At 65.2% G+C, this 24,794-nt stretch carries 21 protein-coding genes and 1 tRNA gene; 8 read left to right on the top strand and 14 right to left on the bottom strand.

Annotated features, from left to right (window positions below):
• The first annotated feature begins 38 nt into the window (after window positions 1-38).
• Window positions 39-800, top strand: coding sequence for a 3-oxoacyl-ACP reductase (locus tag BLT50_RS08835; RefSeq protein WP_245723336.1), 762 nt, complete (start codon window positions 39-41; stop codon window positions 798-800).
• Between the two features lie 78 nt (window positions 801-878).
• A complete protein-coding gene (locus BLT50_RS08830; RefSeq protein ID WP_245723335.1) occupies window positions 879-1,814 on the top strand; it encodes a DMT family transporter in 936 nt (311 codons plus the stop codon).
• A gap of 43 nt (window positions 1,815-1,857) precedes the next feature.
• On the opposite strand, the gene folP is transcribed toward BLT50_RS08830, so the two are convergent.
• The 7 genes from folP to BLT50_RS08795 form a co-directional block, all read right to left on the bottom strand.
• Window positions 1,858-2,877, bottom strand: a complete 1,020-nt coding sequence (gene folP / locus BLT50_RS08825) for a dihydropteroate synthase (RefSeq protein ID WP_090028351.1) — start codon at window positions 2,875-2,877, stop codon at window positions 1,858-1,860.
• A gap of 39 nt (window positions 2,878-2,916) precedes the next feature.
• Window positions 2,917-3,837, bottom strand: coding sequence for a dihydroneopterin aldolase (locus tag BLT50_RS08820; RefSeq protein ID WP_090028287.1), 921 nt, complete (start codon window positions 3,835-3,837; stop codon window positions 2,917-2,919).
• Window positions 3,838-3,942: 105 nt separating this feature from the next.
• A complete protein-coding gene (locus tag BLT50_RS08815; RefSeq protein ID WP_090028286.1) occupies window positions 3,943-4,560 on the bottom strand; it encodes a cell wall hydrolase in 618 nt (205 codons plus the stop codon).
• Window positions 4,561-4,707: 147 nt separating this feature from the next.
• Window positions 4,708-7,206: a putative PEP-binding protein gene (locus BLT50_RS08810; protein ID WP_175491435.1), complete on the bottom strand. Its 2,499-nt coding sequence runs from the start codon at window positions 7,204-7,206 to the stop codon at window positions 4,708-4,710.
• A 228-nt stretch (window positions 7,207-7,434) separates the two neighbouring features.
• Complete coding sequence (gene glyS, locus BLT50_RS08805; RefSeq protein WP_090028284.1) at window positions 7,435-9,693, bottom strand: glycine--tRNA ligase subunit beta; 2,259 nt, start codon at window positions 9,691-9,693, stop codon at window positions 7,435-7,437.
• Between the two features lies 1 nt (window position 9,694).
• Window positions 9,695-10,219, bottom strand: coding sequence for a DUF6446 family protein (locus tag BLT50_RS08800; protein WP_090028283.1), 525 nt, complete (start codon window positions 10,217-10,219; stop codon window positions 9,695-9,697).
• Window positions 10,219-11,148 (bottom strand): glycine--tRNA ligase subunit alpha, encoded by a 930-nt coding sequence (locus tag BLT50_RS08795; protein ID WP_090028282.1) that lies wholly within the window; start codon window positions 11,146-11,148, stop codon window positions 10,219-10,221. Before BLT50_RS08795 ends, BLT50_RS08800 begins: the two co-directional genes overlap by 1 nt.
• 172 nt (window positions 11,149-11,320) lie before the next feature.
• On the opposite strand from BLT50_RS08795, the gene BLT50_RS08790 reads away from it, so the two are divergent.
• Window positions 11,321-13,066, top strand: coding sequence for a serine protease (locus tag BLT50_RS08790; protein ID WP_090028350.1), 1,746 nt, complete (start codon window positions 11,321-11,323; stop codon window positions 13,064-13,066).
• A 72-nt stretch (window positions 13,067-13,138) separates the two neighbouring features.
• Here BLT50_RS08790 and BLT50_RS08785 read toward each other — a convergent pair whose 3' ends face one another.
• From BLT50_RS08785 to BLT50_RS08775, 3 genes are all read right to left on the bottom strand, one after another.
• The gene (locus BLT50_RS08785) at window positions 13,139-13,810 is read right to left on the bottom strand and encodes an FkbM family methyltransferase (protein WP_090028281.1); all 672 of its coding nucleotides are present in this window, start codon (window positions 13,808-13,810) and stop codon (window positions 13,139-13,141) included.
• Window positions 13,811-13,940: 130 nt separating this feature from the next.
• Window positions 13,941-14,026 (bottom strand) — tRNA-Leu (locus BLT50_RS08780).
• Between the two features lie 64 nt (window positions 14,027-14,090).
• A complete protein-coding gene (locus BLT50_RS08775) occupies window positions 14,091-14,630 on the bottom strand; it encodes a tetratricopeptide repeat protein (RefSeq protein WP_090028349.1) in 540 nt (179 codons plus the stop codon).
• A gap of 79 nt (window positions 14,631-14,709) precedes the next feature.
• Between BLT50_RS08775 and BLT50_RS08770 the strand changes: the two genes are divergently transcribed.
• Together BLT50_RS08770 and BLT50_RS08765 are read left to right on the top strand one after the other, a co-directional pair.
• Window positions 14,710-15,456: a rhomboid family intramembrane serine protease gene (locus BLT50_RS08770; RefSeq protein WP_090028280.1), complete on the top strand. Its 747-nt coding sequence runs from the start codon at window positions 14,710-14,712 to the stop codon at window positions 15,454-15,456.
• Window positions 15,453-15,809 (top strand): GFA family protein, encoded by a 357-nt coding sequence (locus BLT50_RS08765; protein ID WP_090028279.1) that lies wholly within the window; start codon window positions 15,453-15,455, stop codon window positions 15,807-15,809. Before BLT50_RS08770 ends, BLT50_RS08765 begins: the two co-directional genes overlap by 4 nt.
• Window positions 15,810-15,812: 3 nt before the next feature.
• Here BLT50_RS08765 and BLT50_RS08760 read toward each other — a convergent pair whose 3' ends face one another.
• Window positions 15,813-16,601 carry an inositol monophosphatase family protein gene (locus BLT50_RS08760; RefSeq protein WP_090028278.1) on the bottom strand — a complete coding sequence of 263 codons (789 nt, stop codon included), beginning with the start codon at window positions 16,599-16,601 and terminating at the stop codon, window positions 15,813-15,815.
• 167 nt (window positions 16,602-16,768) lie between these two features.
• On the opposite strand from BLT50_RS08760, the gene BLT50_RS08755 reads away from it, so the two are divergent.
• Window positions 16,769-19,012 (top strand): hypothetical protein, encoded by a 2,244-nt coding sequence (locus tag BLT50_RS08755; RefSeq protein WP_090028277.1) that lies wholly within the window; start codon window positions 16,769-16,771, stop codon window positions 19,010-19,012.
• Window positions 19,013-19,015: 3 nt separating this feature from the next.
• Here BLT50_RS08755 and BLT50_RS08750 read toward each other — a convergent pair whose 3' ends face one another.
• Window positions 19,016-19,921 carry a LysR family transcriptional regulator gene (locus BLT50_RS08750; RefSeq protein ID WP_090028276.1) on the bottom strand — a complete coding sequence of 302 codons (906 nt, stop codon included), beginning with the start codon at window positions 19,919-19,921 and terminating at the stop codon, window positions 19,016-19,018.
• A gap of 92 nt (window positions 19,922-20,013) precedes the next feature.
• Here BLT50_RS08750 and metF point away from each other — a divergent pair, with 92 nt between their 5' ends.
• Entirely contained in the window at window positions 20,014-20,883 is an 870-nt protein-coding gene (gene metF / locus BLT50_RS08745; RefSeq protein ID WP_090028348.1) for a methylenetetrahydrofolate reductase [NAD(P)H], read from the top strand.
• A 55-nt stretch (window positions 20,884-20,938) separates the two neighbouring features.
• A complete protein-coding gene (locus BLT50_RS08740; protein ID WP_090028275.1) occupies window positions 20,939-21,427 on the top strand; it encodes a PaaI family thioesterase in 489 nt (162 codons plus the stop codon).
• Window positions 21,428-21,440: 13 nt separating this feature from the next.
• On the opposite strand, the gene BLT50_RS08735 is transcribed toward BLT50_RS08740, so the two are convergent.
• Window positions 21,441-22,508, bottom strand: a complete 1,068-nt coding sequence (locus tag BLT50_RS08735; RefSeq protein WP_090028274.1) for a DUF2235 domain-containing protein — start codon at window positions 22,506-22,508, stop codon at window positions 21,441-21,443.
• Window positions 22,486-24,783: a xanthine dehydrogenase family protein molybdopterin-binding subunit gene (locus BLT50_RS08730; RefSeq protein ID WP_090028273.1), complete on the bottom strand. Its 2,298-nt coding sequence runs from the start codon at window positions 24,781-24,783 to the stop codon at window positions 22,486-22,488. The genes BLT50_RS08735 and BLT50_RS08730 overlap by 23 nt, the downstream gene beginning before the upstream one ends.
• Window positions 24,784-24,794 lie beyond the last annotated feature (11 nt).

Genomic DNA, 24,794 nt, shown 5'->3' with positions numbered 1-24,794 from the left:
CTGTTGCACCCGGTAACAGCAACGAAAGGAAAACCATCATGAAACCATTGTCGGAACAGACCGTCCTTGTGACCGGCGCCGGGCGCGGGCTTGGCGCCGCGATTGCGCGTGCCTTCGGCCGCGAAGGCGCGCGGGTGGCGGTGAACTATCGCGCCAGCGCGGATGCTGCGCGGGCGCTCTGCGACCAGATCGGGCCGAACGCACGGGCCTTTTGCGCCGATGTGACCGATCCCGATGCGGTCGCCGCGATGCTGGACGAGATCGCGTCCAGCCTGGGCGCGCCGGATGTGCTGGTGCATAACGCGCTGGCGGATTTCGCCTTCAACGGCGATGCGCGCAAGGGGCTGGACACGCTGGAATGGGACGATATCGCGCAGCAGGCCGAAACCGCCGTCGGCGGTGCGCTGAACCTGATCCGCGCCCTGCGCCCGCATTTCGCCGCGCAGAATTTCGGCCGGGTGATCACGATCGGCACGAACCTGTTCCAGAACCCGGTGGTGCCCTATCACGATTACACGGCGGCCAAGGGCGCGCTTCTGGCGCTGACACGGACCGCCGCGCGCGATCTCGGCCCGCTGGGCGTGACCGTGAACATGGTTTCGGGCGGATTGCTGCGGGTGACCGATGCCAGCGCGGCAACGCCCGATGCGGTGTTCGATCTGATCGCCGCGCAAACCCCGCTGGGCCATGTCACCACGCCGGACGAACTGGCCGATGCGGTGCTGTTTTTCGCCAGCCCCTGGGCGCGGGCGGTGACCGGGCAAAACCTGATCGTCGATGGCGGGTTGGTCAGCGGCTGAAGGGACGCCACACGTTCACGGTTGCATATGGCGCGCCCCTGCCCCAATCAGGGGCGCGCCTTGACGATACAGGAAACCATGACCGCAACCGCCCCCACCAGCCAGCCCCTTCCCGAGATCACCGGCGCAAGCTGGGTGATGGTCGCCACGTTGGGCCTGGTCTGGGGCGGCACCTTCCTGGTGACGGAACTTGCGCTTGAGGTGATGACCCCGTTCTGGATCGCAAGCGCGAGGATCGGCTTTGCCGCCGCGCTGACGCTGGTGGTCTGGGCGATGCGCGGCCGCAAACTGTTCCTGGACGAACGCCGCGACTGGCCGAACCTGGTTCTGATCGGGCTGTTGTCGACGGCGGTGCCCTTCATGCTTCTGGCCTGGGGTCAGCAATACGTGACCGCCGGGTTTGCCGGGGTCAGCATGGCCGCCGTGGCACTGATCGTGCTGCCGCTGGCGCATTTCATGGTGCCCGGCGAACGGATGAGCCTGCGCCGCCTTGCAGGCTTTGTGATCGGATTCGTCGGCGTGCTGGTGCTGATCGGGCCGGACGCCTTCCGCTCGACCGGCGCCGAGGGCGAGATCTGGGGCCGGCTGGCCTGCCTTGGCGCGGCAAGTTGCTATGCAATGTCTTCGGTGCTGATGCGCCGCCTGCCCGCGATCGACCCGGTGGGCCTGTCGGGCATCACCCTGCTGATCGGCGCCGTGTTCGTCCTGGCGATGGCCGTCACCGTCGAAGGGGCGCCCGCCAACCCCGGCCTTTACGGCATGGGGCTGCTGGCCTTTCTCGGCCTCATCCCGACCGCCGCCGCGAACATGCTGCGGGTCTCGGTCATCCGCACCGCCGGGCCGGTCTTCATGAGCCTGACGAACTACCAGGTGCCGATGTGGTCGGTGCTGCTGGGTGTGTTGCTGCTGGGCGAACCGCTGCGTGCGGGCCTGCTGCTGGCGATGGGGCTGATCCTGTGTGGCGTGGCCCTCAGCCAGTATGGCGCGCTGAAGCGGCTTTTCGGGCGCGGCTGACCGCTCTTCATCTTGCCCGAAATACTTCGGGGGGGGGGCGCCGTCAGGCGCGGGGGGCAGAGCCCCCCTGCACCGCCTGCCAGAGGGCCAGCGCAGACACCGTTTCGCGCACGTCATGCACGCGGACGATCTGCACGCCCTGCGCCACGCCGGACAGCGCCACGGCCACAGATCCGGGCATGCGGTCGGACGCCTCGGGGGCGCGGCCGATCGTGCCGATGAACCGCTTGCGCGACGCCCCGAGAAGGATCGGGCAGCCAAGGCCGTGAAACAGGCTGATCCCGTTCAAAAGCGCAAGGTTGTGATCCGCCGTCTTGCCGAACCCGATCCCCGGATCGACGACGATCCGGCCGCGCGGGATGCCCAGCGCCGTCAGCGTTTCCACCCGCTCGTGCAGAAAGTTATAAACGTCCAGCAAGACATTGTCGTAGCTGGGGTTTTTCTGCATCGTCGCGGGATCGCCCTGCGCATGCATGACGCAGACCGGCAGGGCGTGGGTTGCGCAGAACGGCGCAAGCTCGGGGTCGTAGGTGAAACCGGCCACATCGTTGACGAGCGTCGCGCCCGCCGCCACCGCCGCTTGCGCAACCGCCGCCTTGCGCGTGTCGATGGAGATCGGCACCGGCCCGGTCGCGCGCAGCGCGGCGATCACGGGCGCCACGCGGGCAACCTCTTCTTCCGGGTTTACGGTTTCGGCACCGGGGCGGGTCGACTCTCCGCCCACGTCGATGATGTCGGCACCGTCCGCGATCATCTGCGTGCCATGGGCCAGCGCCTTTTGCGGGTCGTGGAACAGCCCGCCATCCGAGAAACTGTCGGGCGTGGCATTCAGGATGCCCATGACGCGCGGCCCGTCCATCGCCAGTCCCGCCACGGCTGCGCGCGGGGCGGTCAGGCGCGTTCGCACGGCATCGGGCAATTCGGCGGCCGGCACCACCTGCCCCGGCGCATCGTGGCGCAAATGTTCGGCATGGGTGAACCACAGCGGGCCGCCGGCCAGCGGCAGCGCGCCTTCGGGCCGGGCGGGCCCGGATTGCACTAGGGGGCGGAAGTAATCGTTCATGCCCGTCTGGTCGCCGATCAAAGCCCGCTTTGCAAGGGGTCATATCACCCTGACATCGGTTGCAACAGCGCGCAACGGCAGGTCGGGCGCGTCTGGCAGCGCTTCGCCGATGACGAGCAGGTCGGCCGCCTCCATGAAGCGGGCGAACCACAGAACCAGCGCCAGCGCGTCGCGCGGGCTGGCCGATGGGCCGTCGACCGCGTCCAGCACGATCTTTGACGGCGCCCATACGCTGATCTGGTCATGGCGCATCGACCAGTCCAGTTCCGTGCGGGAGTTGACGACGACGCAGCGCGGATCGCGCCCGGCCAGCACCCAGGCATTCTGTTCTATCGCCAAAAGGTCGATCCGGCGCTGCGCCAGCTTGTGCCCGGCCTGCGGCGCGGGGGTGTCGGCGGGACCGACACAGATGATCGTCGGGCGGTGTTCGGCCTCGAGCTGGTCGATCCACGCCCCGAGGTTTTCGGAGGCGATAGCCGCGTTCGACAGATATACGACCTGCGGATGCGGTTTGTCCCCGGCGATGCGGTGGGGGCGCGTGTCCTTGCGGGCGCGGACGATTTCGACGCCCAGCGCCCCCGGCCCGCGGTCGAGCTTTTCGATGCGGATGAACACGCGAACGGCCTGAGGCTCCAGAAGGATGCGCTCGGCCACTTTCTCGGCCAGCGTTTCCAGCAGGTTCAACCGCTCGGAGGCCAGTTCGTGCGCGATGGCTTCGGTCACCTTGTCGTAGGACAGGATGGTGTCCACGTCGTCATCGAGGATGTTCTCGGGCGGCGTGACTTCGACCACCACGTTGAAGCAGATGCGCTGGGTGGTGCCGCGCTCGGCCTGGAAGGCGCCGATTTCGACCTCGACGATGTGATCGCGCAGGGAAATCCGGTCGAGCGGACCGTCGCCCGCCGTTGCGGCAGCGCGTTCCGCGGGGTGGGCGAAGGCCCATTTGATTTCGTTCGTCATGGCGCGCAAAGCCCCCGGCCCTGTTGCAATCGCGGGCACCCTATCGCCGAAGCCACAAGCTGGCCAGCCACCGGCGGCACCCGGCGGCCTGTTTGCGTCATGAGTTCAATTCTGCACGACTTCACGCGGATGGCGATAGAACAGATGCACGCCGATCTTGGCGGTGCGCGCGAATTTGCGCGCCCAGCGCGGGCTGACGGCCGTCGTGTGGTAATGGGTTGCCCCTTGCGTCAATTCGCGGGGCGCCCCGCTGACCATCAGCTTGGCGACCTTGCCAACCTGTTCAAAGGCGCGCGGTTCGCTGATCACTTCCTTGTGGCCATCGCAGGTATAGGTGAACTGGCAGGCATATTTGCGGCCCGTACCCTGATGGACCACCCCGCAGATCGTGTCGGGATAGTTCGGGCTGTCCACCCGGTTCAGGATGACCTCGGCCACGGCGAACTGGCCCTTCACGCTTTCGCCGCGCGCCTCGAAATACAGTGCCTCGGCAAGGCAACGCCATTCGGACCCGCCCTTTGCCTTGGGCAGGCTCTCCAGCCAGTCGCGGCTGTAGCTGATGCCACCGGATGCCTGCGGACGGCTGAGCAGCGCGTCGATACGGTCAGAAGGCAGCCGCGCCAGCGCCTGCTTTTCCATACGAATAACCTGATCGAGCGACGGCTCTGCCCCGGCGGCACCCGCGCTCAGGATGATCAATGCGCTCAGAATGACCCGCAACATGACTTCCCCCTCTCGCACAACATGGCGAAAACCCGGCTTTTATGACAATTTTTTGCCACAGGTCCAGCCCGCAAGGGCCAAACCCGCCTTGCGCCAGACGCATGGCTGCGGCGAAAAACACATATCTAGCGGAAATTGGCCTTTCGGCTACCCGATCTTGTCGCGAACGGCAAGCTGGGCCGCGGCAAGCCGCGCTACCGGAACGCGAAACGGCGAGCAGGATACGTAGTCGAAGCCCGCCGCACGGCAGAAAGCGATTGATTCGGGGCTGCCGCCATGCTCGCCGCAGATCGACAGAACAAGGTCGGGACGCGCGCCGCGACCGCGTTCTGCCGCGATTTTGAGCAACTCGCCGACACCGTCCTGATCGAGGGTATGAAACGGGTCTTCGGGAAAGACATTCTGCTTGACATAGGCAGACATGAACCGCCCCGCATCGTCGCGGCTCAGCCCGTAAGTCATCTGCGTCAGGTCGTTCGTGCCAAAGGAAAGAAACGCGCTGTGCGGAGCGATCTCGGCTGCGCGCAGCGCCGCACGCGGCGTTTCGACCATCACGCCCAGACGGTAGGCAAAGTTCTTGCCGGTTTCGGTGCGCACGGCGGCGGCCACCGCATCGACACGCGTCTTGACCAGCTCGACCTCGCGCTTGGCAGAAACCAGCGGGATCATGATTTCGGGAACGACCGGCGCGCCTTCGCGGCTGGCCTCGATCGTCGCTTCAAAGATGGCGCGGGCCTGCATGTCGTAGATTTCAGGCACGGTGATGCCCAGCCGGACCCCCCGCATCCCCAGCATGGGGTTGTATTCTGCCAGGGCCTCGACCCGCCGGGTCACGTCGGACAGCGGCAGGTCCAGCGCCTCGGCCAGTTCGCGGTGGCCCGCGCGGTCGGAGGGCAGGAATTCATGCAGAGGCGGGTCGAACAGGCGGATGCAGACCGGTTGGCCCTGCATGATGCGGAACAGTTCGATGAAATCGGCGCGCTGCATCGGCAAGAGCCGGTCAAGCGCGGCGGCGCGGTCGGGCGAGGTGTCGGCAAAGATCATCTCGCGCATGACGGTCAGGCGGTCGGCCTCGAAGAACATGTGTTCGGTCCGGCACAAACCGATGCCCTGCGCCTTGAAGTTCCGTGCGGTCTGCGCATCGGTCGGCGTGTCGGCATTGGCGCGCACGCCGATGTCGCGCACATCGTCGGCCCAGCCCATGAGCGTGATCAGCGCGTCGTCTTCGGCGGCTTCGATCATCGCGGGTTCGCCGGCCAGAACCTGGCCGTTGGTGCCATCCACGGTGATGATGTCGCCCTGGTGCAATTCGCGGCCATCCGGGGCCACGAGTTTGCGGCTGCGGGTGTGAAACACGAGTTCGCTGGCCCCGACCACGCAAGGCAGCCCCATGCCCCGGCCGATCACCGCGGCATGGCTGGTCATTCCGCCCCGTTCGGTCAGGACCGCCACGGCGGCGTGCATCCCGCGAATATCCTCGGGGCTGGTTTCGCGCCGCACCAATACGCAAGGCTCGCCCCGCGCGGCGCTGGCCTGGGCCTCGGCCGCGGAAAACACGATCCGCCCCGCCGCCGCGCCGGGGCTGGCCGCGATACCGCGCGCCAGCACATCGCGTTTTGCACCGGGGTCGACCTGACGGTGCAGCAATTCGTTCAGCGCGCGCGGTTCGACCCGCAAGATCGCCTCTTCGCGGGGAATGATGCCGTCTTCGGCCAATTGCACGGCGATGCGCACACCCGCGCGAGCGCTGCGTGCGACGCGCACACCATCAAGGATATGCACGACACCGTTTTCGATGGTGAATTCGGCCTGCATCTCTTCGCGCAGGCGCGACCGCATCAGCGCGGTCATGCGCTTGAGTTCGGCAAAGGCGTCGGGCGCCAGGTCTTGGAGGCTGGGCCCGCGCGGATCGCTGGCCAGGAACGCCGCCTCGTTGCGGCGGTCCAGTGCGTCGCGGCCCTGGCTCTGACGCAGGTAGCGGCCGATGATCTGCGGTTCGCCCGTCTGGCTGTTGACCAGCTGGATCACGCCCGAGCCGCTTTCGCCCTCGCCCTGCCCCAGCCCCAGCGCCATCTCCTGCACCACAAGGCCCAGCCCGGCATCCGCCGGGGCCCCTTTGGCCTGACGCAAAAGCCGAGCGGTCGTCCCCTCCCAGGCCCGCGCCATCGAGCGCAGCACCTCGGCCAGTTGCACCGCGGGATCCTGCGGAAACGCCTCTTCGGTTTCTTCCTCATAGGCGCGCAGCACTTCGGACAGGCCATCCTGGCCTTCCAGGTCCACATGTTCGAACGCATCCGGGTCCAGCCGCGCGACGTGGATCGCATAGGCCTGCACGAACCGCATATAAAGCGCGGCGGCCGCATCCTTGCCGATCCGGTCCGACATCTCGACGAATTGCGCGTCGTTCATGCCGATATTCAGGATCGCCCCCGGCCCGCCCCAATCGGGATCTTCCGACGAGGGGCGCACGCACAGCAGCGGCGCCGGACCGAACGGCTCAAGCAGCGCGGCCATATCCGGCAACTCGCCCTGCGCGATGCGATGCACGGCATCAAAGGACAGCGCAACCGTGACCGGCACCGGCATGTCCAGACGGACAAGACGCTGCAGGCATTTCGCCCGCCCCCCATGGGTCGCGGCACTCATCGGTGCGCTGGGGGTGATCAGGGTGATGTGAGGGTCGCTATGCTGCACTGCGGCGTCCTTTTGAGATGCGCGCAGAATACGCCCAGATCGCGTTAACGCAAGGGCGCTGTTTTGCCCCGGACGTCCCGTTTTTTCCTCGGGCCGGGAATAACCATGGCGGAGTCTTGGGCCAAAAGGACGGGGCAGCGCCTGTCGCGCGGGGATGCGCCCGCGCCCGTCCCCGCCTTGTCAGCCCTCGATCCGGGTCAGGTCGGCCACCTGCAGGCAGATACCGCGGATTCGCGCCAGCAGGTTCAACCGGTTGCGGCGCACCACCGCATTATCCGCATTGACCTGCACGGCATCGAAGAACGCGTCGATCGGCGCGCGCATGTCCGCCATTGCGCCCATCGCTTCGGCGTAGTTCTCGCCCTGCATCGCAGGTCCGATACGCGCCTCGGCCGCATCCAGCGCGGCGAACAGCGCCTTTTCCTCGTCGGTTTCGGCGTATTTCACGTCCGCACCGAAGGAATATTCGACCCCGTCCTTTTCCTCGGCCTGGGTCAGGATGTTGTTGGCGCGCTTGAAGCCCTGCAGCAGGTTTTCGCCATCATCGGTCTGCAGGAAGGCGCCCAGCGCCTCGGCGCGGGCGACGACAAGCGTCAGGTCGTCCCCGCCATCCATCGCAAGGCAGGCGTCAATGACGTCATGGCGCAGCCCCTGGTCGCGCAGATGCACCTTCAGGCGGTCATGGAAGAACGCCAAGAGATCGGTCGACAGGTCGGGCACCAGGTGGCCGACCGTGCGGAGCAGCGATCCATCCCCGATGTCGGGTGCGTCCTTGGCCTCGTTCAGCTTGTCCATCACTGCGCGGAAGGCCGCACCGAACACGCCATGATCGGCGATCTCGTCCAGCACTTCCTCTAGCGTGTCGATCTCGTCCGGGCTGGCCTTGGCGCGGTTCAGCGCGATCTTGTGGCGCACAAGCTGGCCATCGACGAAACGGTCGAGATGCAGCCGCAGCCCGTTGTTCAGAACGATGCGGATGATCCCCAGTGCAGCACGGCGCAGCGCGTAAGGGTCTTTCGAACCGGTGGGCTTTTCGTCGATCGCCCAGAAGCCGGTCAGGGTGTCCAGCTTGTCTGCCAGCGCCACGGCGACCGAAACCGGCGCGGCGGGCACCTCGTCGGACGGGCCCAGCGGCGAGTAATGGTCTTCGCAGGCGGCGGCCACTTCGGTGGGCAGGCCCGCGGCTTCGGCATAGTAGCGGCCCATCAGGCCCTGAAGCTCGGGGAATTCATAGACCATCTCTGAGCTGAGATCGGCCTTCGCCACCCGTGCGGCCTGCGCGGCCATGTCGGCATCCGCCCCGACCATGGGCGCGATTTCGCGCGCCAGCGCCGCGATCCGGTTGATCCGGTCGCGCTGCGAGCCGAGCTGATGCTGGAAGGTGACGTTGGACAAACGGTCGGTCCAGGCTTCGAGCCCCTGTTCCTTCGCGATGCGCAGGTCGTTTTCCCAAAAGAACTTGGCATCCGACAGCCGCGCCGCCAGCACCTTCTGGTTGCCGGCAAGGATCGTGGCGCCATGATCGGCGGTTTCGCGGTTGGCGACGGTGATGAATTTCTCGATCCGGCCGGTCTTGGGGTTCTTTACCGAAAAGAACTTTTGATGTTCCTTCATCGAGGTCTGCAAAACCTCGGGCGGCAGGCCCAGGAACGCATCGCCGATCTCGCCCATAAGAACCACCGGCCACTCCACAAGCCCCGCCACCTCGGCAAGCAAGCCGCGATCCTCGACCACCTGAAGGCCCTGGGCGAAGGCCAGGTTGGTGGCCTCCTGCCAGATGTGATCGGCGCGTTCGGCGGCGTCCAGGATCACGCGGTCGCGTTTCAGCCTGGTCTGGTAGTCGTCGAAACCGGTCACCGCAAAGCGGCCCGAGCCCATGAAACGGTGCCCTTCGGTCGTGTTGCCGGCGGCGATGCCGTCCACATCCATCGGCACGACATGCGCCTCGCCCGCGTCATCGGTCAGGATGCACAGGATGGAATGGAGCGGACGCACCCAGCGCAGGCTGCCGCTGCCCCAGCGCATCGACTTGGGCCAGGGAAAATCGCGGATCACCGCCTCGAGCACCTCGGCCACGATCGCAGCCGCCGGGCGGCCGGGCCGCGTGATCGTCGCGAAATAGACCTGCCCCTTTTTCTCATCCCGGATTTCCAGCTGGTCACGGGCCACGCCGGCGCCGCGCAGAAAGCCCTCGATGGCCTTTTCTGGCGCATCGACGCGCGGACCCTTGCGTTCCTCGCGGGTGGTCGGGCTTTCGGCCAGCAGGCCATCGACGGCCAGCGCCAGGCGGCGCGGCGTCGAAAAGGCCGCGGCCCCGGCATAGGTCAGACCGGCCTCGACAAGGCCGTCGGTCATGCGCTTTTTCAGATCCTCGGCCGCGCGCGCCTGCATGCGGGCGGGGATTTCCTCGGAGAAGAGTTCGATCAGAAGGTTGGGCATCTCAATTGCTCTCCGGCGGTTCGGGGCAGTCTTCGGGGGCGGGCTGTCCGTCAAAGACGACCTCGCCGCAATGATTGATCTGGTGCCAGACATAGCCGCGGCCGTCTGGCATGACGGCGACGATCCGGTCGACACCGTAAGTTACGTTCTCGGTGCCCATGAAGGCCAGCGCGCTGCCGTCCGACAACGCCGCGCCGATTTCGTCGGCATCGAAGCAGTCGAACCAGCCCGGCGCCTCAAGCGGAACGGGATTTTCATAGGGCTGATAGGTTTCGGTCAGCATCGCCTGGCTCATTGTCGTGGTAAAGCAGGCACGATAGCGGATCGGGCTGCTGTCGGCGTCGATGGCTTCGAAATCCTCGTACAGGATCGGTTCGGGCTGGCCAGTAGCCATCAGCGTCATCTGCACGTCATCGGTGCCCGTCGCGGTGACGGGTTCGTAAAAGGCGTAGATCTGCAGGTAATAGATGCCGATGCCGGCCGCCAGAGAGCAGATCACGATCAGCGCCGCCAGAAACTTGCCCATCAGCCCGCGTATCCCCCCGCTTCGGTGCGCACGAAGGCGTCGGCGCACATCTTGGCCAGCGTGCGCACGCGGCCGATATAGCTTTGCCTTTCGGTGACCGAGATCACCCCGCGCGCATCGAGCAGGTTGAAGATGTGGCTGGCCTTGATGCACTGGTCATAGGCCGGGTGCGCCATCACGATGCGCTGGCCGGTCTTGGGATCGGTATCGTCGCGCGACAGGATCGCCTGGCATTCGGCCTCGGCCTCTTCGAAATGGCGCAGCAGCACCTCGGTATTGGCGACGTCGAAATTCCAGCGGCTGTATTCCTGCTCGGTCTGGCGGAACACGTCCCCGTATTTCAGCGCAATCGGCGCGTCGGGATCGTTGAAGGGCATGTCCATAACGTGGTCGATGCCCAGCACGTACATCGCAAGACGCTCCAAGCCATAGGTCAGTTCGCCCGACACGGGGTGGCAATCATGGCCGCCGACCTGCTGGAAATAGGTGAACTGGCTGACTTCCATGCCGTCGCACCACACCTCCCAGCCTAGGCCCCAGGCGCCCAGGGTGGGCGATTCCCAGTCGTCTTCGACGAAACGAATGTCGTGCAGGTCCATGTCGATGCCGATCGCCTCGAGGCTGCCGAGATACAGCTCCTGCAGGTCGGGCGGGCTGGGTTTGATCAGCACCTGGTACTGGTAATAGTGCTGCAGGCGGTTGGGGTTTTCGCCATAGCGGCCATCGGTCGGGCGGCGCGAGGGCTGGACATAGGCCGCGGCCCACGCCTTGGTGCCCAGTGCCCGCAGGGTCGTGGCGGGGTGAAAGGTGCCCGCGCCCACCTCCATGTCATAGGGTTGCAGCACCGCGCAGCCCTTTGCGGCCCAGTAGTTTTGCAGCCGCAGGATGATTTCCTGGAAACTGCGGGGTTTCGACTGTTGCTGTGCCATTCTCGCCATCGCCTGATTGCCGGGTGAAATCGCGCGCTCTGCTTACGTGGCGGGCGCGGCGGGGTCAATTGCGTGCCCGTGCATTATTTGGGGGTGCGTCGCGCGCCTGATTTGATAGAAGATTCCGGATACAGGCGGAACTTGAGTTATTGGGTTGGACAGACGGCAGATGATGCAAAGAATTCTCGCAACGGTTTTATTCGTGTTGATCGCCCTGCGCGCGGCAGTGGCTCAGGAAGATGTGGTATGGGTGCAAATCGAAGCGCAGCCCACTTTGGCCGAGGCCGAGGCGCGCGCCCGCGCCTATGCAGCCGACCTGCCCGACGTGAACGGGTTTTCGCTGGGCGGGGGCTGGTACGCGATCGCGCTTGGCCCCTATGCGCGCAACGATGCGGAACAGGTCTTGCAGGTCTATCGCGCCGAAGGGTCGATTCCGCGTGACAGCTTCATCGCCTTTAGCCGGAACTTCGGCCAGCAATTCTGGCCCGTCGGCGCCAATGCGATGAACCAGCCCGCGACCAACGCACCGCAAAGTGACACGGCGACCGCCGCGTCTGAGCCCGAGCCAACGCCCTTGCCCGAAGTTCAGCCGGCGGACGAAACCCCGCGCGAGGCCCGCGCCAGCGAGGCACAGCTGAGCCGTGAAGACCGCGAAGCATTGCAGATCGCATTGAAATGGGCGGGCTTTTACGATGCGGCGATCGACGGCGCGTTCGGCCGTGGCACGCGCAATTCCATGGCCGCCTGGCAGGCCGCCAACGGGTTCGAGACAACCGGCGTTCTCACCACGCTGCAGCGGGCCGAGCTTTTGCGCCAGTATAACGCCGTTCTGGACGGTCTTGGCCTGCGGGTCGTGCGCGACGACGTTGCCGGGATCGAGATCGCGATGCCGACCGAGATCGTAGAGTTCGAGAAATACGAATACCCCTTCGCGCATTACACCGCGTCCGGCGATCTGCCTGCCACCGTGCTGCTGATCAGCCAGAAAGGCGGGCAGGACACGCTGTTCGGTCTCTATGACATCATGCAGACGCTCGAGATCGTGCCGCCCGAAGGCCCGCGCAACCGCGAAAACGACAGCTTTTTCCTGATCGGACAGGGGCCCGATTTCGTCAGCCACACCGAGGCCCGCCTGGAAGACGGCGACATCAAGGGCTTTACCCTGATATGGCCCGCGGGCGACGAGGAACGCCGGACCCGCCTGCTGGGCGAGATGCAGAAAAGCTTTGCCCGGATCGACGGCACCCTGAACCCCGCCCAGATCAGCGAGGAGCAGAGCATCGACCTTGTGTCGGGGCTGGAAATACGCAAGCCGAAGCTGTCGCGCTCGGGCTTTTACATCGACCGGCAGGGCACGGTCGTTACGACATCCGAGGCGGTGCAGGGCTGCGCGCGTATCACGCTCGAAGACGGAACCGAGGCCGATATCCTTCTGGACGATCCCGCCCTGGGTATTGCGGTGCTGCTGCCGCGCAGCGGACTGGCGCCACTGGGCATCGCGACCTTCCAGCGGTCAACGCCGCGCCTGCAATCGGACGTGGCCGTTGCCGGGTATTCCTATGGCGGGATGCTGGGTGCGCCCACGGTGACGTTCGGCACGCTGGCCGATCTGAACGGGCTGCAGGGCGAGGAGACGCTCAAACGTCTGGCCTTGTCCACCCTGCCCGGAGATGCCGGCGGCCCGGTCGTCGACGCGGGCGGTGCCGTTCTGGGCATGCTGCTGCCGCGCAGCGACGATACCGCGGGGCGCAACCTGCCGGAGGACGTGAACTTCGCCCGGCACGGCAGCGCGATCCTGGCCGAACTGGAAAAACTGGGCATCCAGGCACAAACCACCGACGCGGTGAACCAGGTCGACCCCGAAACGCTGACCACCGAGGCAGGCAATTTCACCACGCTGGTGAATTGCTGGGACTGACCCGCCCGAACGTCACTTGAAACGACAGCGGCCGCCCGGATCGGGCGGCCGTTTCGGTTTTGGGGGGAACGCTCAGATCCAGTCGAGATTGATCTTGGTGACCGGGTATTTCGCACCCACATCCTCGCGCAGCCTGGCAAAACGCGGGCGCAGATCCTTGAACTTCTTTTCGTGGGTTTCGACCACGGTCAGCTTGATGTTCTCGAACATATCGGCGGCGAACATCTTTTCCATCAACTCAAGTTCCGCACCCTCGATATCCATCTTGAGAAACGCGATCTTGCCGTGTTTCTTCAGCAGCGCCTTCACGAATTTCGGAAAATCGATCAGTTCGACATCCACGGTATCGCCCTCGGCGGTCGAACGCCCGCCTTCGAGGATCGTGGACTTTACCGAGTTTCTTGCCGGGTCGTCGTCGAACCCTTCGGCGCGCTGCAGCTTGACGGTGCCCTTTTTCGTGCCGACCGCGACATTGTGCAGGGTGACGTTGTCATACTTTCCCACACGCTCAGACAATTGCCCGAACGCGTAAGGATCGGGTTCGAAGGCGTGCACGATTGCGCCTGTTCTGGCCAGCGGTTCGCAGACGGCACCCACATTCGCCCCGCAATCCAGCACGACGTCGCCGGGTTCGAGCATGGATACGATGCCCAGCATCATCCCTTCCGAGCGCGCGTTCTTCAGCTTGCGCTGCTCTTTCCAGCGCGCGCGGCGGCGCTGTTTCTTGTCCTGCTCTTCGGCCATGTCTGCCCTTTCCCGAAACCGCTTTTGCTTTTTTCGCGCACGCTAGCGCGCAGCCCCGGTCACGTCCAGATGGCAGGGGCGGCCGGGCACACAACTGATGCGCTGCGGACTCAGAAAGGGGAAAACGGCCTGGTACGGGCGGCCGGACTCGAACCGGCATGGGCTTTCGCCCCAGGGATTTTAAGTCCCATGTGTCTACCATTCCACCACGCCCGCTCGGGCCAGGCCGGACCTGACTGTTAGCGCGGGCGCGCGCGCTCAACAAGAGGATGCAAGGACGTCAGAGCTTTTCGCCCGGACGCGGGATCAGCAGGCCACGTTCCGGCAGCCAAGGGTTCAGCTGCAGCGCACGGCGCAGCACCTCCTGCCCTTCGTCCATGCGGTCGAGCCCCATCAGCGTCAGTGCCTTGCCCGCAAGCGCGGGGATATGCGCAGGGTTCAGCTCGAGCACGATATCGAGCTGTTCCAGCGCGGCCTCGTAATCCTGACGGATGAAATGGATGAATGCGCGCTGGTTGTAGCCTTCGGCATAGTCGGGGCAGTATTCCACCAGCCTGTCGAAATCCCTGAGCGCTCCGAGAAAATCATAGGACGCGCGCTTGCGCAGGCCGGCATCCAGCACCTCTTGGGCGGCTTCGTCGGGGGCATCCGCCCAAAGTTCCCACATCCGGTCGGTGATCGGGCGCGCAGCTTGTGCCGTCGGAGCGGCGCGCACTTCGTCCACGAGCCGCGCCAGCGCGGCGGAATGATCCGGCGGCGGCGGGCAGGTTTCGGCCCATGCGGGGGACGCGAGCATCAGAAGGCAGGCAAGTTGTCTCATATCATAAATTGTGGTCCGGCGACGCAGCCGGTCAAGCCCGCGCTTGACCTGCGCGCCAAAACCTCCAATCGTTCGGCCCATGTTTCCCATCCGCGATCACAACCCGTCGAACCGAACGCCCTTCGTCACCTATGCGTTGATGGCGATCAACATCGCGATATTCCTGAGCTATTTCCCGGTGATGACGGACGGTCGGCAACTGGCGGCGTTTTTCGGCACATGGGCGATGATCCCCGCCGAGGTCACGAACGGGCAAGGCTGGCACACGGTCGTGACCTCGATGTTCCTGCATGGCGGATGGATGCACTTGATCGGCAACATGCTATTTCTGTGGATATTCGGCGACAACATGGAAGACGAGATGGGCCACCTGGGCTTTCTTGCCTTCTATCTTGCCAGCGGCATCGGCGCGGCGCTGGCGCATGTGGCGGCCTCGCCCTATTCACCGGTGCCCACCGTGGGCGCGTCGGGTGCGATCGCGGGCGTCATGGGGGGCTACCTGTTGCTGTTTCCAAGGGCGCGGGTCGACGTTCTGGTGATCATCGTCTTTTTCATCCGCATCTTCCCGATTCCGGCCTGGGTCATGCTGGGTCTGTGGTTCGGGCTGCAGCTTTTCAACGGCGTGGGCGCCGACCTGAATGGCGGCGGCGTGGCCTATTGGGCGCATGCGGGCGGGTTCGTGATCGGGCTGGTGCTGACCCTGCCATTGTTTCTGCGCCTTGGCGGCACCGCCTTCTGGCGGCGGAACGACGGGCTTCCGCCCCACCCCGAGGCGAAATACAAGCTCCGGCAAAGCAACGTTCCAACAGTCAGGCGGCGGAGATGAAACTTACCTGCCATTGCGGCGCGGTCGAACTGCGCTTTGAACCCGGCCACCCGCTGAACGAGGCAAGCCGCTGCGATTGCAGCTTTTGCCGGCGGCGCGGTGCGGCGGCTGTGATGGTGCCTCTGGCCCAGCTCGAGATCGTGCGGGGCGAGGACATGCTGACGCTGTATGAATGGGGCACCTGGACGGCCAAGCATTACTTCTGCTCGGTCTGCGGCATCTACACCCATCACCGTCGCAGGTCCGATCCGACGCAATACGCGGTGAACCTGGGCGCGATCGAAGGCGTCAATCCACGCGACTACGAGCCGATCCGCTGGACCGACGGCGTGAACCACATCAGCGACCGCTGATGGTCACGCGTCGCGGATCACCTTGGCGAAACTGGTGAAAATGGCGCCATTGGCTGCGATCAGGTTGCCGTCCAGCGGGTTCTGCCCTTCGCGGACACCTTCGACAAGGCCACCTGCCTCGGTCACCAGAAGCGACCCGGCGGCAACGTCCCAGATGTTCAGTTCGCGCTCCCAGTAGCCGTCATAACGGCCCGCCGCCACATAGGCGAGGTCCAGCGCGGCCGAACCAAAGCGCCGCACGCCCGCGCATTCCGGCATCAGGCGTGCAAGATCCTGCAGCGTGGCCGGCAGCGTGCGCTTCGCGGCAAAGGGCACCCCGGTGGCGAATACGCTTTCGACCATCCGGTGACGGCCCGACACGCGCAGGCGCTTCATGTCGTTCAGCCATGCGCCCTGCCCTTTTTCGGCAAAGAACATCTCGTCCTTGGCGGCGTCATAGATGACTCCCGCCACGATCTGGCCCTTGTGTTCCAGCGCGATCGAGATCGCCCAATGCGGCAGACCGTGCAGGAAATTGGTGGTCCCGTCCAGCGGATCGACGATCCAGCGGCGGGTGGGATCGGTGCCTTCGACTTCGCCGCCCTCTTCGGCCAACCAGCCATAGTTGGGGCGTGCGGCCAGCAGTTCCTCTTTCAGGATGGCTTCGGCGGCGATGTCGGCCTTGGTGACGAAATCGCCCGCGCCCTTCATCGAAACCTGCAGGTTCTCGACCTCGCGGAAATCCTTGACCAGCGACCGGCCCGCCTTGCGTGCGGCCTTGATCATGACGTTGAGATTTGCGCTGCCCTGCATGGTTCGGCTCCTGTCTTTCAGACCGCGCCTATACGCGTCACGCGCGCGGATGCCAAGACGCGATTTGGCAACCGGGTTTGGCGATCCGGCAAGGCTGTGCTGTCATACGCGCATTGGTTGAGTTATTTTTTCTGGAGAATGTCTTGCGGTCACATTCCGTTGGCCGGATGCGCCGGTCCGTTATCAATGTGCTGGAATACACCTACGGTCCCGTGATCGTCAGCGCGCTGTTTTGTTATTTCCTCGCCGCCAGCGACCCCGCTCAGGAAGTGATCCTGGGCCATCTTGCGGATTTTCAGATCTACCAGGCACCCGAAGCGGCAAACCAGGCGGGCCTTTTCACCCAGGACGAACATCGCAGCGGCCGGCTCCAGATGGCGGTTGTCCTGCTGATCGCGCTGCCGTTCTTCACCGTGTGGTCGGCGCGGCAGGCCTTGCGGCTGTGCGACATGGACAATGAACCGGCCGCGCCCTTCATCATCGCGCTGATCCCCCTGATGTTCATCATCGCCTATCCGACGGCCCTGATCGGTGCGCTGCGCAGCCCCGAGGCGCCCGCGCTTGACCAGAACACGCTGGCCTGGCTCTTTGCGGCGCTGGTTTTCGTTCTGATGCAGTTTCTTGCCGCTGTCGCGCGCATGGGCAATGCACAGCTCTACACCCAGGCGCTGGATTGGCTGGACACGATCATTTCCAAAGACACGATGCCCGCACTGTGGATGGTGCTGCGGGGCTATGTGATCCATGGGCTGGCGGCCCTGTTCATGGTGATCGTGATCTGGAAAGGGTTCTTTTCGCCGGGCACCACCGGGCAGATCGGCGCCCTGGGCATGGCCGCCGGTTTTGCCGCGGCTGCGGCGCTGCTGTTGGCCGCGCTGACCGTGCTGTCGCACCGCGTCGCGGGGAACTTTCCCCTGGTTCTTGTTCTGCTGGGGCTGTCCGGTGCGCTTGTCAGCCCGGTCGTGGCCGTAGCGGTTGTCGTCGGACTGATACTGCTTATCCTTCTGACGCGCGCAAGTGCGCGGTCGCGCACGCCGCTTTTCCTTTTGACTGGCATCGCGCTGGTCTATTCGGGCAGCCACCTTGTGGACGGGGCCTGCCAGACATGGTCCGGGTGCAACCATGTGCAGGGCGTGCCCCCAGCCGAGAAACCGATCTATTCCGCCCAGCGCGCGTTCCAGGACTGGCCGCGGGCAGCCAGTGCTCCCGTGCGGATCGCCGCGGCCCAGGGTGGCGGGCTTTATGCCGCCTATCACACCGCTTACTATCTCGCGGCGCGTACAGATACCGACCCGGATTTCACCCGGACACTGTTCGCGATTTCCGGTGTTTCAGGCGGATCGGTGGGCGGTGGCGTGTATTGGGCGATCCGGCAAAGCGGCGTTTGCGACCGGGCGGATGCCGCCCCGGACTGCCACCGGGCGGCGGTGGATGCGATCCTGCGCCGCGATTTCCTGACCCCGGCGCTGGCGGGGCTGCTGTTCCGCGACAATCTCGACAACGTGGTCCCTTATTCGGCCGCGTTCGAGGAACCGATCGACCGCGGCGCCGTTCTGGAGGCTGCGCTTGCCGATGCTCTCGGAGACTGGACCGAGGCGCAGGGCCTGGGCCGGCCGGCCTATTTCGACCGCGCCCTGACAGCCAGCTGGTCGCCCGACAAAGGCGCGCCGCTTCTCGTGTTCAACGCAACGCGCGTCGACAACGGGCACCACTACATCCTGTCCCCGCTGCGCCAGATCCGGGGCGGCGTTCCGGGGCTGCTCGAACTTTGGGGCGGCCGCGACCTGACCGTAGGCAACGCGATGGTGATCTCGGCGCGGTTTCCGGTGGTGACGCCGCCCGCACGGGTGCGGGTGCGCACACCGGGGCAACCGGACCGGCCGCAGGTGATCCAACTGGCCGATGGCGGGTATTTCGACAATTCCGGGCTCGAATCGGTGACCGAGCTGCTCCATGCGCTGAAGAACGACATGAATGGCACCCGGGTCGAGGTCATCCAGTTCACCGCGGATGAAACCGCCGCCCCGCCTCAGGTCAAAGGCACGTTCGGCGCGCCGCTATCGGCCTTTACGGCTGCCTGGCGCGCGCGGCGCGACCTGACGGCCACGCGCGTGATGCAGTTCTTTCCCGCGCAGGACGCGCCGCCTTCGCCGGACGCTCCGATCCCGATGAACGTGGTCATGTGCGTGGCCCGCACCATCCCCCACGAGGTCAATTTCACCGTAAGCTGGTATCTCGCCCAAAAGACGTTCGACGCGATCAAGCTGCAGATCGAAGAGGGCCACGGCGCGATCCCCATGGACCGGAAGAACGTGAGCTTCGATACGGTCCTGCAACGCACCGGCGGCGTGCCGGACTGTTCCACCAAGAATGGCCTGACCCCGCCCGGCGTGCAGGTCGCGGCTCAGTGACGATCATGCCGCCTGCATGCGGTGCGCCTCTTCGCCGGCCAGCCTGATCAGGTCGCGCACATAGGGCTTTTCAAGGTCGACGCTGCGTGTCGCGGCATAGAGGCGGCGGGTGATGCCCTGTTCGGTCAGCGGCCGGGTGACGTAGTCGCTGGAATACTTCACCTCGCGCACCACCCAGTCGGGCAATACGCTGACGCCCCGGTTCGATGCGACCAGCAACAGGATCACGGCCGTCAGTTCCGCCTGCCGGATCGCGGCCGGTTCGACCTTGGCCGGCGTCAGAAGCTGGCTGAACACATCCAGCCGCGAGCGCTCCACCGGATAGGTGATGAGCGTTTCGCCGCGAAAATCCTCGGCGTCGATCCATTTCTTTTGCGCCAGCGGGTGATGGGACGAGGCGACAAAGACGGGCTGGTAGTCGAACAGCGGGGTAAAGGTGATGCCCGGCAGATCCTCGGGGTCCGAGGACACGACGAGATCGACCTCTTCCTTCATCAGCGCGGGCAGCGCGTCGAAGGCAAGGCCAGGGCGGATATCAACATCCACATCGCCCCAGGACTTGCGGAACTGTTCCAGCACCGGGAACAGCCATTCGAAACAGGCGTGGCATTCGATGGCGATATGCATGCGCCCGGCATGGCCTTCGCGCAGGCCGGAAAACTCGGCCTGCAGCGCCTCGATCTCGGGCAGGATCCTTTCGGCCGCACGCAGCAGGCGCAGGCCCGCCGCAGACAGCTTGAGCGGTTTTGACCGGCGCACGAACAGTTCGACCCCGGCCTGGTCCTCGATCCCCTTGATCTGGTGGGACAGCGCCGATTGCGTGATGTTCAACTGTTCGGCGGCGCGGGCCAGCCCGCCTGCCTCGTGGATCGCCTTGATTGTGCGAAGATGACGGAATTCGATATGCACCTATCATCAGCCTCATGTTGATGTTCGATATTATGAAGTTGTCTCACAATGCTGCACCTGCGACAAGGATCGAAACGAAAAGGATGCCACTGATGCGCACGCCCGACATTTCCTTCGAATTCTTCCCGCCCCAGACGCTCGAGGCGTCGTTCCGCCTGTGGGACACGGTCAACGTGCTGGCGCCGCTCGCGCCGCGTTTCGTGTCGGTGACCTACGGCGCCGGCGGCACGACCCGCGACCTGACCCGCGACGCCGTTGCGACGCTGCACAAGACCAGCGGGCTGAACGTGGCCGCCCACCTGACCTGCGTAAACGCGTCGAAGGCCGAAACGCTGGAAATCGCCAACGGCTTTGCCGAGGCCGGCGTGCGCGAAATCGTGGCGCTGCGTGGCGATCCGCCCAAGGGTTCGGACGGGTTCCGCCCCCACGCCGAAGGTTTTGCCAACTCGGTCGAGCTGATCCAGGCGCTGGCCGACACCGGAAAATTCAACATCCGCGTGGGCGCCTATCCCGAGAAACACCCGGAATCGCCCGACGCGCAGGCGGATGTGGAGTGGCTCAAGCGCAAGCTGGACGCCGGAGCGGACGAGGCGCTGACCCAGTTCTTTTTTGAATCGGAAACCTTTTTCCGCTTCCGCGACGCCTGCCAGAAGGCCGGGATCGACGGCGACCGGATCACACCGGGCATCCTGCCGATCGAGAACTGGAAGGGCGCGCGCAAATTCGCCCTCAGCTGCGGCACTTCGGTCCCCGCCTGGCTGGACGATGCGTTCGACAAGGCGATCCGCGACGACCGGTCCGATCTGCTTGCCACCGCGCTTTGCACCGAAATGTGCAGCGAGCTGATCGAAGGCGGCGTCAAACGGCTGCATTTCTACACGCTGAACCGCCCCGAACTGACACGCGATGTCTGTCATGCGCTGGGGGTCACGCCGCGCGTGCAGCTGGAAAACGTGGCGTAACGCTTGCCCCCGTTTCGCGCCGGGATAGGCTCGGCGCGAATAACGGGGACACGCCATGACAGACCGCCGCTACGCGAAAACGCCCGCCGACCTTCCCACGATGGAAGAAACCGCCAGCCGTTCCGGGCTGGAGACCATGCAGATGGTGCTGGACGGCCGCCTGCCCGGCCCGCCGATCGGACAGGCGCTGAACTACTGGATCACCGAGGTCGAGGAAGGCCGCGTCGTCTTCGAAGGCGTGCCGGAGTTTCAATTCACCAACCCGATGGGCACGGTGCATGGCGGCTGGTACGGCACGCTGCTGGATAGCTGCATGGCCTGCGCGGTGATGACGCGCGTGCCGCGCGGATCGGTCTATACCACGCTGGAATACAAGGTGAATATCCTGCGCCCGATCCGCCTTGGAACCGCCGTGCGCGCGACGGGCTGGTGTCAGCATGCGGGCCGGTCCACGGGCATCGCCAATGGCGAAATCCGCGGGGTCGAGGACGACAAGCTTTATGCCACCGGATCGACCACCTGCATCATCATGAAGATGGGCTGACCGCGCCGCAGCGTCAGGTGCCCACCGGATCGACAAGCGGGGTCTGAACGATGCACCCGGGCTGCCCGACCGTTTCGTGGAACCGCTCGGACGTGTCCACGCAGGGCACCCGGCGGCGGCGCAGCAGGAACAGCTTGCCCACGCCCCGCCATGTGCCTTGCGAGGGCGCCCCGACGTCGCAGGGAAATTCGTCGCGCCAGTCGATCGGCAGCGGCATGCCGCAGGCCTCGGCCCGTTCCAGCATCCAGACCAGCGGGATATTCGCCAGTGGCCGCGCCTCTTCGAAGCCGGTCAGCTGCCCGCCCACATCGCCATGGGTGCCGCGGAACCAGACCTGTTCGACGCGCCCGTCCCTTTCGCCCGTGCAATCCCACATGACCGGGGCGAATACCTGCCGGGTTTCATCCAGCGCCAGCGCGTGAAACCCGTTTTTCACGGACGGCACGAGGTGGTGATTGTGAAAGGCGTGGTTCTGTTCGGACCATTGCCAAACCAACGGCAGGCGAAGCCCAAGCGCCTTGACCGTGTCCCAGACGCCCAGCATCTCGATCTCGACCTTCGGGTGGCAATAGGCGCGGGTGAAATCGCGGGCGACGTCGCTGCCGGGCATCGACTGGTAATGGCGATAGGCGGTCTGCACGTTGCGCTCGGTCGCGCATTCCGGCCGCAAAAGGCCCACACCGTCGATCACGCCCGCCAGGCTGCGCACGGCATAGGCCCCGCGCGAATATCCCAGCAGGAAAATCCGGTCGCCCGGCCGGTAGCGGCTGGCGAGATAGCCATAGGCCCGGCGGATCTGGCGGTTGATGCCGCGCCCCATCATCACGTCCGGCGTGCTGCGCCAGTCGAGCCATTGAACACCGGGTTCATAATAGACGCTGACGGGGGCGCCGATGCGGCTCAACACACGGCAGGCCAGCCCGGCATTGCTTTCATAGCCGGGCTCCAGCGAACTCATCGTGCCATCGAGGATAATGACATGGATCAGCCCGCCCTCGCGCTTTATCGGCGCCGAGCGCCGGGCCTCCTGGCCCGGCCAGATCCAGGAAAGGATCCGTTTATGCAGCTGTCTCCATGGCATCGTTCAGCATTTTCCAGACCCGGTGCGGGGTGAAAGGCATGTCCGCGCGGCGCACACCGCGCGTCCAGAGCGCATCGAAAACCGCGTTCGCGGTGGCCGCCATCGCGCCAACGGTGCCAGCCTCACCGCAGCCCTTCATCCCCATGATGTTGGCAGTGGACGGAACCGGCTCGGTCTCGAACGCGATCATGGGCAGATCATCCGCCCGCGGCATCGCATAGTCCATGAACGTTGCCGTGAGCAGTTGCCCGTCGGCATCGTAGACCACGCTTTCGGTCAATGCCTGGCCCACGCCCTGCGCGACACCGCCATGGACCTGACCTTCGGCCAGCATCGGGTTGATCAGGTTCCCGAAATCGTCGACCACCGAATAGCGGTCCAGCGTCACCACGCCGGTATCGGGGTCGATCTCGACCTCGGCGACATGGGCACCATTGGGAAAGCTGCGCGCCTCCAGCGTGGCGCGCGCCTGGTGCACCAGCAGGTCGTCGCGCCCGTCGGCACGGGCCATTTCCGCGGCCTCCAGCATGGTCGGTGTCAGGTTCGACCCCGGCGCACGGAAGGTTTCGTCGTCAAAGCTCACATCCGCCTCCTTCACGCCCATCTTGTCAGCCAGATAAGGCGTGAATGCGGCAATCATCTTGTCGACGGTCGCAAGCGTGGCGTTGTTCTGCACCGTGACGGACCGCGATCCACCGGTGCCGCCGCCCTTTTCGATGCGGTCGCTGTCGCCCTGGATCACGGTGATCTTTTCAAAGGGGATGCCGGTCTGGTCGCTCAGGAACTTGGCATAGACGGTTTCATGCCCCTGCCCGTTCGATTGCGTGCCGACATAGATGAACACGGTGCCGTCCTCGTTGAATTCCACCTTCGCGCCTTCGGAAGGATCGCCGAGAATACTTTCGATATAGTAACACAGCCCCATACCACGCAGCTTGCCCCGCGCCTCGGACGCCTTGCAGCGCGCGGCGAACCCACCCAGGTCCGCGGTGCGGGCGGCGTGATCCAGCACCCGGTGGAAATCGCCCACGTCATAGGTTTCGCCCACCGTGGTCGCATAAGGGAACTGATCGGCCTTGATAAAGCTGCGACGCCGCAGATCCCAGCCATCGATGCCCAGCTCGCGCGCGGCCATGTCCATCGCACGTTCCAGCAGGTAAATCGCTTCGGGGCGGCCCGCGCCGCGATAGGCATCGACCTGCGTGGTGTTGGTGTAATACCCCTCGACATGCAGATACGCGTCCTGCACGTCATAGACACCGGTCAGCACGCGGCTGAAAAGCTGGGTCTGGATCGGCTGGCCGAACTGGCTGTTATAGGCGCCCAGATTGCATTTCGTATCAACGCGATAGGCGACGAGTTTCAGGTTTTCGTCGAACCCCAGCGCGACCTCGTGCACAAGATCGCGGCCGGCATTGTCGCTCAGCATGGCCTCGGTGCGCTCGGACATCCAGCGCACCGGACGGCCCAGTTTCATCGCCGCATGCGCGCACAGGAAATATTCGGGATAGGTCATCGCCTTCATGCCGAACCCGCCCCCCACATCGGGGTTGGTGACACGGACATTGGCCTCGTCCAGCTTCAGGATCTTGGCCAGCTGGCCCTTGGGCCCCCAGACGCCCTGCCCGTTGACCGACAGGTGTAGACGGGTGCCGTCCCATTCGGCAAAGCAGCCGCGCGGCTCCATCGAGTTGACGATCACGCGGTTGTCCTTGACTTCCATGCGCACGACATGCGCCGCGCCCTCCAGCGCCGACTGGCAGGCGCCCTCGTCGCCAAGGCCCCAGTCGAAGGCGCGGTTGTCGGGCGCCGCGTCATGCAGCGCCGTGCCGCCCGCCGTCAGGTCCAGCTTGGCCGGCAGGTCGTCGATATCCAGAACGATCATCTCGGCCGCGTCGCGCGCCTCGGCCAGGCTGTCGGCAAAGATCATCGCCACCGGCTCGCCCACGAAACGCACCTTGCCTTCGGCCAGCAGGGGCCGGCGCGGGGCCGCGCCCTTGGTGCCGTCGCGATTGTCGACCACCGTGGCGACCATGCCCTCGGTCACGCCGGCCTCGGCCAGATCGGCCGCCGTCAGCACCAGATGAACGCCCGGCGCCTCGCGCGCGTCGGACACGTCCAGTTCGGTGATCGTGCCATGGGCAACCGACGACCGCAGGACAAAGCCGTAAAGCGCCCCCTCGGGTGCGATGTCGTCCACATACTGCCCGTGCCCGGTCAGAAAACGCACATCCTCGACCCGCTTGACCGGCTGGCTTTTCCCGAATTTCTCCATCGTTTCGTCCC

The organism is Lutimaribacter saemankumensis, from assembly GCF_900100005.1.
In the GTDB taxonomy this organism is placed as follows: domain Bacteria; phylum Pseudomonadota; class Alphaproteobacteria; order Rhodobacterales; family Rhodobacteraceae; genus Lutimaribacter; species Lutimaribacter saemankumensis.
This window is presented reverse-complemented; position numbering and strand designations above follow the sequence as displayed.